The organism is Burkholderia sp. BDU5 (assembly GCF_001522845.1).
GTDB lineage: Bacteria > Pseudomonadota > Gammaproteobacteria > Burkholderiales > Burkholderiaceae > Burkholderia > Burkholderia mayonis.
Genome location: NZ_LOWC01000068.1, coordinates 1 through 13049, shown reverse-complemented (window position 1 = coordinate 13049; position 13049 = coordinate 1). Strand labels below are relative to the sequence as shown.

At 65.4% G+C, this 13049-nt stretch carries 12 protein-coding genes; 5 read left to right on the top strand and 7 right to left on the bottom strand.

Annotation, left to right across the window (positions count from 1 at the left end; genetic code table 11):
• Positions 1-174: 174 nt before the first annotated feature.
• The 4 genes from tilS to cysS form a co-directional block, all read right to left on the bottom strand.
• Positions 175-1647 carry a tRNA lysidine(34) synthetase TilS gene (tilS, locus tag WS69_RS12960; RefSeq protein ID WP_059471174.1) on the bottom strand — a complete coding sequence of 491 codons (1473 nt, stop codon included), beginning with the start codon at positions 1645-1647 and terminating at the stop codon, positions 175-177.
• A 42-nt stretch (positions 1648-1689) separates the two neighbouring features.
• Positions 1690-2661: an acetyl-CoA carboxylase carboxyltransferase subunit alpha gene (locus tag WS69_RS12955; protein WP_059471173.1), complete on the bottom strand. Its 972-nt coding sequence runs from the start codon at positions 2659-2661 to the stop codon at positions 1690-1692.
• 103 nt (positions 2662-2764) lie between these two features.
• A complete protein-coding gene (locus WS69_RS12950) occupies positions 2765-3706 on the bottom strand; it encodes a DNA-3-methyladenine glycosylase family protein (RefSeq protein ID WP_059471172.1) in 942 nt (313 codons plus the stop codon).
• Positions 3707-3753: 47 nt separating this feature from the next.
• Positions 3754-5151: a cysteine--tRNA ligase gene (gene cysS / locus WS69_RS12945; protein WP_059471171.1), complete on the bottom strand. Its 1398-nt coding sequence runs from the start codon at positions 5149-5151 to the stop codon at positions 3754-3756.
• 230 nt (positions 5152-5381) lie between these two features.
• Between cysS and WS69_RS12940 the strand changes: the two genes are divergently transcribed.
• From WS69_RS12940 to WS69_RS12925, 4 genes are all read left to right on the top strand, one after another.
• Complete coding sequence (locus tag WS69_RS12940; protein ID WP_059471170.1) at positions 5382-6104, top strand: tetratricopeptide repeat protein; 723 nt, start codon at positions 5382-5384, stop codon at positions 6102-6104.
• 47 nt (positions 6105-6151) lie between these two features.
• On the top strand, positions 6152-6727 hold the full coding sequence (locus WS69_RS12935) for a peptidylprolyl isomerase (RefSeq protein ID WP_059471169.1): 576 nt from the start codon (positions 6152-6154) through the stop codon (positions 6725-6727).
• An 80-nt stretch (positions 6728-6807) separates the two neighbouring features.
• On the top strand, positions 6808-7299 hold the full coding sequence (locus WS69_RS12930) for a peptidylprolyl isomerase (RefSeq protein ID WP_059471168.1): 492 nt from the start codon (positions 6808-6810) through the stop codon (positions 7297-7299).
• 26 nt (positions 7300-7325) lie between these two features.
• A complete protein-coding gene (locus WS69_RS12925) occupies positions 7326-8126 on the top strand; it encodes a UDP-2,3-diacylglucosamine diphosphatase (protein ID WP_059471167.1) in 801 nt (266 codons plus the stop codon).
• Between the two features lie 291 nt (positions 8127-8417).
• Here the strand turns inward: WS69_RS12925 and cysE are convergent, their stop codons facing one another.
• Positions 8418-9200, bottom strand: coding sequence for a serine O-acetyltransferase (cysE, locus tag WS69_RS12920; protein ID WP_059471166.1), 783 nt, complete (start codon positions 9198-9200; stop codon positions 8418-8420).
• 183 nt (positions 9201-9383) lie between these two features.
• Positions 9384-10250 carry an RNA methyltransferase gene (locus tag WS69_RS12915; RefSeq protein WP_059471175.1) on the bottom strand — a complete coding sequence of 289 codons (867 nt, stop codon included), beginning with the start codon at positions 10248-10250 and terminating at the stop codon, positions 9384-9386.
• A 302-nt stretch (positions 10251-10552) separates the two neighbouring features.
• On the opposite strand from WS69_RS12915, the gene WS69_RS12910 reads away from it, so the two are divergent.
• Positions 10553-11356 (top strand): inositol monophosphatase family protein, encoded by an 804-nt coding sequence (locus WS69_RS12910; protein ID WP_059471165.1) that lies wholly within the window; start codon positions 10553-10555, stop codon positions 11354-11356.
• 274 nt (positions 11357-11630) lie between these two features.
• On the opposite strand, the gene WS69_RS12905 is transcribed toward WS69_RS12910, so the two are convergent.
• Positions 11631-11903 carry a hypothetical protein gene (locus tag WS69_RS12905; protein WP_059471164.1) on the bottom strand — a complete coding sequence of 91 codons (273 nt, stop codon included), beginning with the start codon at positions 11901-11903 and terminating at the stop codon, positions 11631-11633.
• Positions 11904-13049 lie beyond the last annotated feature (1146 nt).

The following is a 13049-nucleotide window of genomic DNA, read 5'->3' as shown; positions in this document are numbered from 1 at the left end:
ACGCCGGCTTGCCGCCCCCGCCAACATGCGGACATTTCATTTGCTACAAAACCGGACATTTCTATTTGTCCGCGACACCCGCTGCCGCGCGGACGCCGACAGGCCGGGCCGCAACGTGTTTTTGTCCCGACACCGCATTCGCGACCGCCGCTACTTGCAACGGGGTGCGGCATGCTATGCGATCAGCATCTCCGGCCGCCACTCGATGCGCCGCCAGCCGCCCGGCGCATCAGAGCCGTCGTGCACCGCGCGGTTCACGCCGACGCGCGGCACGAACAGCAGCCGATCGCCAACATATAGCAACGGCACGTCGCGCTGCCACGCCGGCACGCCGCGCTCCTGGAACAGATTCTTCAGCGTGCGCCCGGGCCCGCCCTGCCAAGTGCGCATGCGCTCGCCGCCCGCGCGCGCGCGCGCATGCAGGTCGGCGGCGGCGAGGAGCCCCTCCGGCACTGCGTCGTGTTCGTGCGCATGCGCGGGATGAAACACATATGTGCCGCGCCATGCGGGCAGATGCCAGACTTCCTGACCGCGCCATGCAAGCACGCTTTCCGGCTGCGACGCGGCGCGGGCGGCATCGGTCGCGTCGTCACCGAACGCATCATCGTCGGCCGCTTGCGCCTCGGCGGATTGCGCAGCAGCCGATTCAGCGCCTTCGCCCGCTGCCCATTGAACGTCGTCGCGATAAAGACGCAAGCGCCACCCCGCGTGATCGACGCGCAGCGCATGCGCGTCGCGCGCCGCGCGCAACTGCTTCATCATCTCCGCAAGACGCGCGGCCGACGCGCCCGGCAGCCCGAGCGAGCGCATCCAGTAGCGCAGCAGATTCGCGCCGCGCTCGTCGTCGAGCGCGACGAGCGCATCGCGCGATAGCACGCGGCCGTCTTCGCGCGCGACCGCACGCAGATCGATCGCGGCGAGATCGTCGAGCAGCCGCTGCGCGGCCGCCGCGTGCTGCGCGGTGCGGCCGAGCGCGTCGCGAAAACCGGGAAAATGCGGCGCGAGTGCGGGCAGCACGTCGACGCGCAACGCATTGCGCGCATAGCGCGTGTTCGCGTTCGATTCGTCGTCGATCCAGCGCAGCGCGTGCTGCTGCGCGTAGCGCTCGAGCTGCGCGCGCAGCAAGTGCAGGAGCGGCCGCACGCGCACGACGTCAGTCGATGCCGGCCGATACTGCGGCGCCATCGCCGCCAGCCCGGCAATGCCCGCGCCGCGCAGCAATTGCAGCAGCACCGTCTCCGCCTGATCGTCCGCATGCTGCGCGAGCCACAGCGCGCGCGCGCCGTGCCGTACGCACATCGTCTCGAGCGCGCGATAGCGCGCATCGCGCGCGTTCGCCTCCACGCCCTGGCCGCTCGCGCGCGGCACGTCGACGTGCGCCGCGTCGAACCGCACGCCGAGCGCATCCGCCGTTTCCGCGCAATGCGCGAGCCACGCGTCGGCGTTCGGGCTCAAACCGTGGTGCACGTGCAGCGCGACACAGCGCTCGGCGCCCGCGACGCGCGCGGTCGCGTGCAGCAGCACGGTCGAATCGAGGCCGCCGCTATACGCGAGCGCGATCCGCGCATCGTCCGGCAACGCGGACAGCGCGACGCCGATCGCATCGAACACGACGCGATCGGCGGAAAATTCATGCGGAGGGATCACAGCGGGAAGGCGCGCCGCGCCTCGTCAGTCGACGCCCTGCGCTCACGCGCCCGGCGTCGTTTCCTTGAACTTGCCGTAGGCCATCAGACGTTCGAAGCGGCGCTCGCGCAGCGCGTCGATGCTCATGCCCTGGAACTGGCGCAGCGAATCGGCGAGCGCACGGCGCAGCAGCGCGGCCATCCCCTTCGGATCGCGGTGCGCACCGCCGAGCGGCTCGTTGACGATCTTGTCGACGAGGCCGAGCGCCTTCAAGCGATGCGCGGTCAGACCGAGTGCCTCGGCCGCTTCCGGCGCCTTCGCCGCGCTCTTCCATAGGATCGACGCGCAGCCTTCCGGCGAGATCACCGAGTATGTCGAGAACTGCAGCATCATGACCGTGTCGGCGACCGCGATCGCGAGCGCGCCGCCCGAGCCGCCCTCGCCGATCACCGTCGTGATGATCGGCGTCTTCAGCTCGGCCATCACGTACAGATTGTGGCCGATCGCCTCGGACTGGCCGCGCTCTTCCGCGCCGATGCCCGGATACGCGCCCGGCGTGTCGACGAACGTGAAGATCGGCAGCCCGAACTTTTCCGCGACGCGCATCAGACGTTCCGCCTTCCGATAGCCTTCGGGACGCGGCATCCCGAAATTGCGCGCGGCGCGCTCCTTCGTGTCGCGGCCCTTCTGATGACCGATTACCATGCACGCATGGCCGTTGAAGCGGGCGAGGCCGCCGACGATCGACTGATCGTCCGCGAACGCGCGATCGCCGTGCAACTCGTGGAAATCGGTGAAGAGCTCGCCAACGTAATCGAGCGTGTACGGCCGTTGCGGATGGCGCGCGATCTGTGACACCTGCCACGGCGTCAGGTTCGCGTACAGATCCTTCGTGAGTTGCTGGCTCTTTTTCGACAGCCGCTCGATCTCTTCCGAAATGTCGACAGCCGAGTCGTCCTGCACGAAACGCAGTTCCTCGATTTTCGCCTCGAGTTCGGCAATCGGCTGCTCGAAATCCAGAAATGTGGTCTTCATGTGTTTGAAATCCTTGAGTCTTGCGGCAGCGCGTATTCTAACCGTGCTCGCCTGATGCAAGACCGGGTCGCGACTATCGAATGGCGAAAAGCAATAGCCTCAATCAGCTATTGGCCGTCAGCGGATCGAGACTGCGCCACATATACCAGGTGGCGACCGTCCGCCACGGCTCCCAGTTCGCTGCCACCTCACGCGCCTCGCTGCGCGTGACGGGCTCCCCGCTGAAGTAATTGACGCTGATCGCGCGGATGAGTCCGAGATCGTCGAGTGGCAGCACGTCCGGCCGCGACAGGTTGAAGATGAGGAACATCTCGGCGGTCCAGCGGCCGATCCCGCGGATCTGCGTGAGCTCCGCGATCACGTCCTCGTCGTCCATCGTCGCCCATTTGTCGACGTGAAGCGCGCCCGACACAAAGTGCTGGGCCAGATCGAGAATATATTCCGACTTGCGCTTCGACAGACCGCACGCGATCAATTTTTCCTGGCCGAGCTTGATGACCTGCGGCGGCGCGAGCTTCGGGCAGGCGGTCTCGATCTTGACCCACACGGACTGCGCGGCCGCGACCGAGATCTGCTGGCCGACGACCGAGCGCGCGAGCGTGACGAACGAGTCGCCGCGCTTGACGAGATGCGCCGGGCCGAACTTCGGAATCAGTTTCTTCAGGATCCGGTCGCGCTTGACGAGATCGGCGCACGCCTTGTCCCAGTATGGCGGGCGCGCGACCATCTCGGCGTCGGAGAGTTGCACCGGCACGGCGGCCTCCGACACGCGCGCCTTGCGCACGCCCGCCTCCGCTGCCGACGCGACGATGGTCTCGCGCGGCAGCGCATCGGCGACCTGCTCGCCGTCGACCTTCGCGCGCGGCGACTTCGTGGCCGCCGCACGCAAGCTCGGCTTATGCGCGGCGCCGTTGGCCGCGCCGTTCGGCGCCGCGCGCTTCGCGCTCGCCTCGTGCACCGCCGGCGCACGCGCGCCGGCCCGCTTCGCCGCTATCGGCGGCTGCGCCGCCGCACGCTTAGCCGGCGCTTTTCTGGCCGTTGCCATCTAGCCTCCTACCTGGCGAGTCGATCAGTGGGACAGACCATGCGCGCTCATACGCGACGCCACTCGGTCGATCCGCCCGGTTTGTCTTCAAGTGCGATTCCGGCTTCGAGCAGCTCCGCCCGGATCCGGTCCGCTTCGGCAAAGTTCTTCGCCTGCTTCGCCGCGACGCGCGCGGCGATCTTCGCGTCGATCTCTTCCGGCTCGAGCGCGCCTGCGCGCGCCGTGCCCGCCGCCTGCTGCAGGAACTCGCGCGGCGCCCGGCCGAGCAGGCCGAGCAAGCCCGCGAGCCGCTCGAGCTGGCGCGCGAGCGCCGGATCGCGCGTGCGATTCACCTCGGTCGCGAGCTCGAACAGCACGGCGACTGCAATCGGCGTGTTGAAATCGTCGTTCATCGCGGCCGCGAAACGCCGCGCATGCGCCTCGTTCCAGTCGAGCGGCGCCGAATCGGGCGTCGCGTCCTTCAGCGCCGTGTAAAGACGCGTGAGCGACGCGCGCGCATCGTCGAGGTGAACGTCGCTGTAGTTGAGCGGCGAGCGATAGTGCGTGCGCGCGATGAAGAAGCGCACGACTTCGGCATCGAACTTCTCGAGCACTTCGCGGATCGTGAAGAAGTTGCCGAGCGACTTCGACATCTTCTCACTATCGACCTGCACGAAGCCGTTATGCATCCAATAATTGACGAAAGTTTGTCCGGTCGCACCCTCGCTCTGCGCGATCTCGTTCTCGTGGTGTGGGAACTGCAGATCCTGACCGCCGCCATGGATGTCGAAATGCTCGCCGAGCAGCGTGCAGCCCATCGCCGAGCATTCGATGTGCCAGCCCGGACGACCCAGACCGTACTTCGAATCCCACGACGCGCCGGCCGGCTCTTCCGGCTTCGCGCGCTTCCACAACACGAAATCGAGCGGATCTTCCTTCGCGTCGTTCGCGGCGACGCGCTCGCCCGCGCGCAAGTCCTCGAGCGACTTGCCGGACAGCTTGCCGTAGCCCGCGAACTTGCGCACCGAGTAATTGACGTCGCCGTCCTCCGCCAGGTACGCGTAGCCGTTCGCCTCGAGCTTCTCGATCATCCCGAGCATCTGCGGAATGAACTCGGTCGCGCGCGGCTCGATGTCCGGACGCTCGACGCCGAGCGCGTCGAAGTCCGCGTTCATCGCGTCGGTGAAGCGGCTCGTCAGCGACTTGATCGTCTCGCCGTTCTCGACCGCGCGGCGGATGATCTTGTCGTCGATGTCGGTAATGTTGCGCACGTATGTCACGCGATAGCCGATCGTGCGCAGCCAGCGCTGGACGAGATCGAACACGACCACCATCCGCGCGTGGCCGATATGGCAATAGTCATAGACGGTGATCCCGCAGACGTACATCCGCACTTCGCCGGGCTGCCGCGGCACGAAAACTTGCTTGTCACGCGCGAGCGTGTTGTAGATGCGCAGTGATTCCATAGAGACGAAAGTGAGCCGAAGGAAACCGCCTGGCGATGCTCGCCGTGCATGCGGCACCCGACAGGATCTCTGGCTGGGCCGCGTGCCGTGCGCTTCCTCGGATGACATGCGGCGATCGATCCGCAAGCGAAGCGGTGACGGCCGCGAGAGGCAAAGACAATCCGCGGCTCGCCGGAACGCGCGGACGATTTGTTAGAATGGGTCGGAGTATAACATTCCGATTTGAGCCTATGAAACCTTCCCGCGGCCGTGCGCCGAGCGCTGCGACCCTTGTTGCGACCGCCGCCGTGAGCGCCGCGCTCGCGCTCTTTCCAGGCGCGGCGGCCCTTGCGCAGAAAGCGCCCGCCCCCACGGACGGCACGCCGGAAATCGACGCGTCGATCGCGAGCCGGAACTGGACGCAGGCGCTCGCCCAGCTCGACGCGCGCATCGCGTCGAACCCGCGCGACGTGCAGGCGCAGTTCAAGCGCGGCACCGTGCTCGCGCGCCTGAACCGCGACGACGACGCGATCAAGCAGTTCGTCGAGCTGACGCAGGCCTATCCGGAACTGCCGGAACCCTACAACAACCTGGCGGCGCTCTATGCGAAGCACGGCCGCTACGACGAAGCGCGCAGCGCGCTCGTCACGGCGACGCAGGCGAACCCGAACTACGGCCTCGCCTACGAGAATCTGGGCGACCTGTACCTGCGCCTCGCGGCCGAATCGTACAAGCGCGCGCGCGCGCTCGGCCGCACGAGCGGCGCGACCGCGCAGCGCCTCGCGGACCTGCAGAAGATCATCACGCCGCCGAAGGCGAAATCGGCGGCCGCGCCGGCATCGTCCGCGCGCGACTATTCGGAGCGGGCGGCAGCGAACGTGACGACGACCACCCTGCCGCTTTCTCCGACGTTCCAGTTCGGCGGCCCAAGCGGTACGCTCGCGATGCCGCCTTACGTCGCGCCGTCGCAATAACGCGCTGCGGCGGCCGCGTCTTTCCTTCACCCACCCAGAGGACCGTTATGAAACGTCTGTTGCTGGCGCTCGGCAGCGCCGCCCTCCTCGCGACCGCTCCCGCGTTCGCGCAATCGGCCGCGACGCACCCCGTCGTGCAGCTAAAGACCACGCAGGGCGACATCCGCGTCGAGCTGTACCCGGAGAAGGCGCCGAAGACCGTCGCCAACTTCCTCGATTACGTGAAGGCGGGCCAGTACAACGGCACGATCTTCCATCGCGTGATCAAGGGCTTCATGATCCAGGGCGGCGGCTACAAGACGAACTTCGACGAGAAGCCGACCCGCGCGCCGATCCCGCTCGAGAGCAAGAACGGCCTGAAGAACGCGACGGGCACGATCGCCATGGCGCGCACGAGCGATCCGAACTCGGCGACCGCGCAGTTCTTCATCAACACCGTCGACAACGCGGGCCTCGACTATCCGAATCCGGACGGCAACGGCTACGCGGTGTTCGGCAAGGTCGTGTCGGGCATGGACGTCGTGAAGAAGATCGAAGCCACGTCGACGACCGTGCGCGGCCCGATGCGCGACGTGCCGGAAAAGCCGATCGTGATCGAATCGGCGACGATCGTCTCGAAATAAGCCAACCCGAACCTCCCGCGCGGCCGCGTCGTCCAGAGCGGCCGCGCGCCGTTTGAACCCTCCCCATCAAAGGAATCATCATGGTCGAACTGCATACGAACCACGGCGTCATCAAGCTCGAACTCGACGACGCGAAGGCGCCGAAGACGGTCGAGAACTTCCTCAACTACGTGAAGAAGGGCCACTACGACGGCACGGTCTTCCACCGCGTGATCAACGGCTTCATGATCCAAGGCGGCGGCTTCGAGCCGGGCCTGAAGCAAAAGCCGACCGACGCGCCGATCGCGAACGAAGCGAACAACGGCCTGAAGAACGACACGTACACGATCGCGATGGCGCGCACGAACGATCCGCACTCGGCGACCGCGCAGTTCTTCATCAACGTGAACGACAACGACTTCCTGAACCACTCGTCGCCGACGCCGCAGGGCTGGGGCTACGCGGTGTTCGGCAAGGTCGTCGAAGGCCAGGACGTCGTCGACAAGATCAAGGCCGTCAAGACGGGCAGCAAGGGCTTCCATCAGGACGTGCCGAACGACGACGTCGTGATCGAGAAGGCCGTCGTGGTCTGAGTAGTGTAGAGCGACGAGGCGCCGAGATGCTGCAGGAAACGCCGCCGCGAAGCGTCTTTGCGGGTGTGCCGGGCGAGCGCGGGCTCGCGCATGCGGCACGCCCGTTCCTGTTCGTCTCCGATCTGCACCTGAGCGATGCGATTCCGCGCACGGTCGCCGCGTTCGAGCACTTCGTGCGCGTGACGGCAGACAGCGCGGATTCGGTTTTCATCCTCGGCGACCTGTTCGAATACTGGATCGGCGACGACATCCTCGATCACGATCCGTTCGCGGCCCGTATGGCCGCGCTGCTGCACACGTTCTCCGAGCGCGGCATCGCGCTCTACGTGATGCGCGGCAATCGCGACTTCCTGCTCGGCAAGCGCTTCATGAAGGCGGCGGGCGCGCTTCTGATTCCGGATCCGTCCGTCGTCGTCGCGTTCGGCAACCGCATCGCGCTCGCGCACGGCGACGCGCAGTGCACGGCCGACCGCGGCTATCAATGGTTTCGCCGCTTCGCGCGCAACGGCGTCGCGCAGCGGCTCTTTCTCGCGTGGCCGTTCGCGTGGCGCCGCGCGCTCGCCGAGCGGATGCGCGCGTCGAGCGAAGCCGGCCGTATGCGTCCCGCATCGCCGCGCTACGACGTGACGCGCAAGGGCATCGCCGCCCTCTTTCGGCGCAGCGGCACGCGCACGATCATCCACGGCCACACGCACAAGCCGGCGAGGCACGTCGAAGCGGGCGGCGTGCGCTGGGTGCTGCCGGACTGGGAACTCGACCACGGACCGCGCCGCGGCGGGTATCTGTGCGTCGATGCACAAGGGATTCGCGCGCTGCCGCTCGATTGAGCATCGCGCGGTCAAATCGGATGGAGTTGGAGCGATAGCGCCTCGGCTGTCGACATCCGCGCAATTGCCGTCACGCAGCGCCGAGCCACGCAGCGCGCTCGCGCTCCGCGTTGGCAACGCGACGAACGATGCCGCAGGCAAGCTCCCAAGGTCCTCCAGGACACGTGCGCGACGAACGCGATGCCGATGCCTCTTCGCCCCCGCCCGAGAATTACGGCGCGTTACGGAACGCGTGCGGCGAGATCGCGTGCGCCGTACGTCGATCACGGCGCGCTCGGCGCCGCGCACGACTCAGCGCTCGATCGCCTTCCCGTCGAGCGCCTTGCCCTCGAACGCCGCGGACAGGCGACGCAAATCGAGCCGCGCACCGTCCGCCCCCTGCAGCGCGTCCAGATGCGCACCCAGCCGCTCGAGCGCCGCTACGATCTCGTCGACCCGCTGCGCTTCCTTCGCCGCATGATCAATGAGGCCGTGAATCGCAAGCGACATCGGATCGTCGGCGTTCGGCGTGATCCCGTAAGCGCAGAACGCGATGCGCTCAGGTATGCGCTTCGCGTCGGCCGGCATCACGACCCGCGCCGGATTGCCGACTGCCGTGCCGCCTGCCGGCACCGGCTTCACGACGACCGCATTCGAGCCGATCTTCGCCCCCGCACCGATCGTGAAGCCGCCCAGCACCTTCGCGCCGGCGCCGACGATCACGCCGCGCTCGAGCGTCGGGTGACGCTTCGCACCGCGCGTGAGCGACGTGCCGCCGAGCGTCACGCCCTGGTAGATCGTGCAGTCGTCGCCGACGACAGCCGTCTCGCCGATCACGACGCCCATCCCGTGATCGATGAACACGCGCCGGCCGAGCGTCGCGCCCGGATGGATCTCGATGCCGGTCAGGAAGCGGCCGACCTGCGACACGAACCGGCCGAGCCAGCGCCAGTCCGAGCGCCAGCATGCGTGCGAGATCCGATGGAACACGAGCGCGTGCAGCCCCGGATAACACGTGAGCACTTCCCAGGCGCTGCGGGCGGCGGGATCGCGCTCGCGGATCGTGGCGACGTCTTCGCGAAGTCTCGTGAACATGGTGGTGACGATGGAAGAAGAAAGCCCGGTGCGCGGCCGCCGGGCGGAGCCATTATCGTTTCGACAGCTTTTCTTATGACGTGCGATCGATTGTAGAACGGCCGTCGCGAGCGCGCAGCGGCTGCCGCGTTCTCCCTGCTGCGACCGCAGGTATAGCGCCGGCGGGCGAGCCGGCGCGCTCCGTCACTCGTCTCGCCCGGCGCCTGCGTCGTCCTTGTCGTCGCCCGCGCGTGCCTCCGCACCGCCCGCATTCAGCAGGATGTGCTTCGCGATCCCGCGCAAGATGTTCACCTCCTCGCGCTCGAGCCCCGTTCGCGCGAATAGCCGCCGCAGCCGCGGCATCAGCTTCTTCGGATTGCGGGGATCGAGAAAGTCGAGCGCGATCAGCGCATTCTCTAGATGAACGAACATCCGCTCGATCTCGTCACTTTGCGCGAGCGTGCCGAGCGCGGCGTCCCGCGGCACGACGGACTCCTCGTCTTCGAGCAGCGCGACGCGCAACTCGTACGCGAGCACCTGCACCGCCTGCGCGAGATTGAGCGAGCTGTATGCGGGGTTCGCCGGGATGTGCGCAATCGCGCTGCAACGCTCGACATGCTCGTTCGGCAGGCCCGTGCGCTCGTTGCCGAACACGAGCGCGATGTCGCCCGTTTGCAACTGGCGGCAGGCACTCGCGGCGGCCGCACGCGGCGCGAGCCGCGGCGGCCCATACTCGCGCGAACGCGCGGTGAGCGCGATCGACCACTGCACACCGTTCAGCGCATCGGCGAGCGTCGGTACCACGTGTGCGGACGCGAGCACGTCGTCGGCGCCGCTCGCCATCGCGAGCGCTTCCGGATCGCTCTGCACGTGGGGCACGCGCGGCGCGACGAGCACGAGACGTGAAAAGCCCATCGTTTTCAGCGCGCGCGCCGCTGCGCCGACGTTGCCGGGGTGACTCGGCTCGACGAGCACGAAGCGCGTCGACGTAAACCCGCCGCGCGTGGTCCGCGCCGGACGGGACGGGGCCGCGCCGGCGGACGGCGCGAACGGTTTCTGCTGAGATTCCAAGACGTTCATTCGACTAATCGGGATGCCGGTATGGTATCGCCAACTCGCGGACAAACCCACTCGTCCGAATGGCCAATCGAACAGTACACGCTACCGTTTCGCAAAAAAGCGCCGCGAGTCGGGTAAAATTGCACTCTCGATGCGGCGCCCACGCTGCCTGTTCGGCCCGCACCCCGCTCTTTGCCAATTCGTCTTCCGTCGGCGAAACGCCCGCCGGCCGCCTCATACGCGCCCGGTGTCGTTTCGCTGGTTCGATCACCATTCGTGGCGGCCTAGCGTCGCCAGCTTCAGGATTCAGGCCCATGCATCCCATGCTCAACATCGCTGTCAAGGCCGCTCGCCGCGCCGGACAGATCATCAATCGCGCATCGCTCGATCTCGATCTGATCGAGATCCGCAAGAAGCAGCAGAACGATTTCGTGACGGAAGTCGACAAGGCAGCGGAAGATGCGATCATCGAAACGCTGAAAACCGCCTACTCGGACCACGCAATCCTCGCCGAGGAATCCGGCGAGTCGGGCAACGAATCCGAATTCCAGTGGATCATCGATCCGCTCGACGGCACGACGAACTTCATCCACGGCTTTCCGTATTACTGCGTGTCGATTGCGCTCGCGCACAAGGGCGTCGTCACGCAAGCGGTGGTCTACGATCCGAACCACAACGACCTTTTCACCGCGACGCGTGGCCGCGGCGCGTACCTGAACGACCGCCGCATCCGCGTGGGACGGCGCGACCGCCTCGCCGACGCGCTGGTCGGCACGGGCTTTCCGTTCCGCGAGAAGGACGGCCTCGACGCATACGCGCGCCTCTTCGCCGACATGACGCAAGCATGCACCGGGCTGCGCCGCCCGGGCGCGGCCGCACTCGACCTCGCCAACGTCGCGGCGGGCCGTCTCGACGGCTTCTTCGAGCAAGGCATCAACGTGTGGGACGTGGCAGCGGGCAGCCTGCTCATCACCGAGGCGGGTGGCCTCGTCGGCAATTACACGGGCGATTCCGACTTCCTGCATCAGCGCGAGATCGTCGCCGCGAACCCGAAGATCTACGCGCAGATGATCCCGATCCTGAACCGCTACACGCACACGCGGCCGGCGAAGGAATGAGCGGCGTGGTCGCCGCCGCGTAACGCAGGTCGCGGCGGTGACGAGATCCGGCGGCCCGCGGCGCTTCGAGCGCCGCGGGCCATTTCATTTCCAGGCATTCGCGAGTTAGCCGGCTTGCGCCGCCGACGCTCTCCATCTACTCTGCCTCGCCGGGAACGCTCACGAGCGCGCCGCATCGCCACAAAGTGACCGACCGGCCAGTGCCCACCGGCCGGCATGCGACATCGCGACGCGAACTGCATCGCGCTCGAGCGATCTGCTTCATCGGCCTGCGTTACCGAACGGCAAAACCTCCCATCGACGTGCCCGGCTGGCAAGTGCTCGCGTAAATGTAGAACTGCTTACCCATCAGGAATGCCGAATTGATGAGCGGATACGCATCCTTGTTTCCGTTCAAGTAAGACAGGTTGCCGACGGTGACCTCCATGACCCCGTTCTTGTCGATGAAGAGCTTGTTAATCGTGCCCGACGTGCACAACGTATCCGCGTGCGCATAGGACGAAGCCAGAAGCAAGGTTGAAGCGATAACAGCGATAATCTTTTTCATTTCAATATCCTTAATTAAAAGATGACATTGCGATTGAAATGCTGACTACATGCACACTTGCACCACTCAATCAACTCCACCAACACCTAGACACTTGAATATTCGTCGCCGGTCGATCGGCGGCCGGATTCGACCTCCACGGATCGCGTGCGTCCGGCTGCGGCACGGCGCCGCCGTTGCCGACGTCGAAAGCACACTCGCATTCCGGCTCACACGCGTAGCGCTCGAAGTTTGCGGACGAGACAAAACGGCCCACCCGACTCCATGGACGTGCGGTGCATTGCGATGGATTCCGAATGCCGCGACTCATGGCAACGCCGCATTCACGATCGGCGCAACCTGTATCGGCAATAGAAAAATTACGATTCCGTCATCGTCGCGAGATCGATTGCAAAGCGAACCACCCGGCGCATTCGCATCGACCGCGACCGCGACAAACAGAAACGATTCGATGAGACATCATGAATCCCCTTTTTCACGGGAGACTACTCATATGCGCGACAACGTCACATCGTTCGATTAATCTATTTTCCCGCTACTTCCCCGACTGCATCCGAACTCATGTCATCTCGACATGATCACCCATGTCGAATGGTGAATATCGGCACCTGAACAATTTCGTTTCTGAATAAATACCCGACAACACCGCATTCCAATTTTTCATCGGCCAACGCCGCACGAGCATCATTCAATCAATACACCGACCAGACGATTTCACCATTTCGCCTCATATTTTTGGCGGCCACGCATCTCGCGGCGCACCCGATTTCGGCGCTCGATGGAGACTATTATCTCCACACCAGCAAGACCAATAATATTATCTTATTCATCATATATATCGATAGCATTCGACATCAATCGATCAGAAAACAGACAATATAAACATGATCATGCAAATATTCATCGCGCATGAAAAATAAAACAATGAATAATGCGATCCCGAATTAATGCGAGATGCATCAATCGCGCATTTGAATTCGCACCCGGAAATTGGCGGGCAGTCGCACCCGAACACATGCATCGCACGTTCATGAGAGCAATGCACGGTTGGAAAGCGTTCGCACGTACATAGTCGGCCCTGAACAATTCGTTTTGTCGCGCAGATGAAGCTACGCCGCCGACGGCGCAGCGGCTCGGAAGCTGAGC

Excerpts from the sequence above, each read along its gene's own strand:
- WS69_RS12910 (WP_059471165.1), top strand. The coding sequence starts at position 10,553 with ATGCATCCCATGCTCAACATCGCTGTCAAGGCCGCTCGCCGCGCCGGA.
- WS69_RS12950 (WP_059471172.1), bottom strand. The coding sequence starts at position 3,706 with ATGGCAACGGCCAGAAAAGCGCCGGCTAAGCGTGCGGCGGCGCAGCCG.
- cysS (WP_059471171.1), bottom strand. The coding sequence starts at position 5,151 with ATGGAATCACTGCGCATCTACAACACGCTCGCGCGTGACAAGCAAGTT.
- WS69_RS12940 (WP_059471170.1), top strand. The coding sequence starts at position 5,382 with ATGAAACCTTCCCGCGGCCGTGCGCCGAGCGCTGCGACCCTTGTTGCG.
- WS69_RS12955 (WP_059471173.1), bottom strand. The coding sequence starts at position 2,661 with ATGAAGACCACATTTCTGGATTTCGAGCAGCCGATTGCCGAACTCGAG.
- WS69_RS12930 (WP_059471168.1), top strand. The coding sequence starts at position 6,808 with ATGGTCGAACTGCATACGAACCACGGCGTCATCAAGCTCGAACTCGAC.
- cysE (WP_059471166.1), bottom strand. The coding sequence starts at position 9,200 with ATGTTCACGAGACTTCGCGAAGACGTCGCCACGATCCGCGAGCGCGAT.
- WS69_RS12935 (WP_059471169.1), top strand. The coding sequence starts at position 6,152 with ATGAAACGTCTGTTGCTGGCGCTCGGCAGCGCCGCCCTCCTCGCGACC.
- WS69_RS12905 (WP_059471164.1), bottom strand. The coding sequence starts at position 11,903 with ATGAAAAAGATTATCGCTGTTATCGCTTCAACCTTGCTTCTGGCTTCG.
- WS69_RS12925 (WP_059471167.1), top strand. The coding sequence starts at position 7,326 with ATGCTGCAGGAAACGCCGCCGCGAAGCGTCTTTGCGGGTGTGCCGGGC.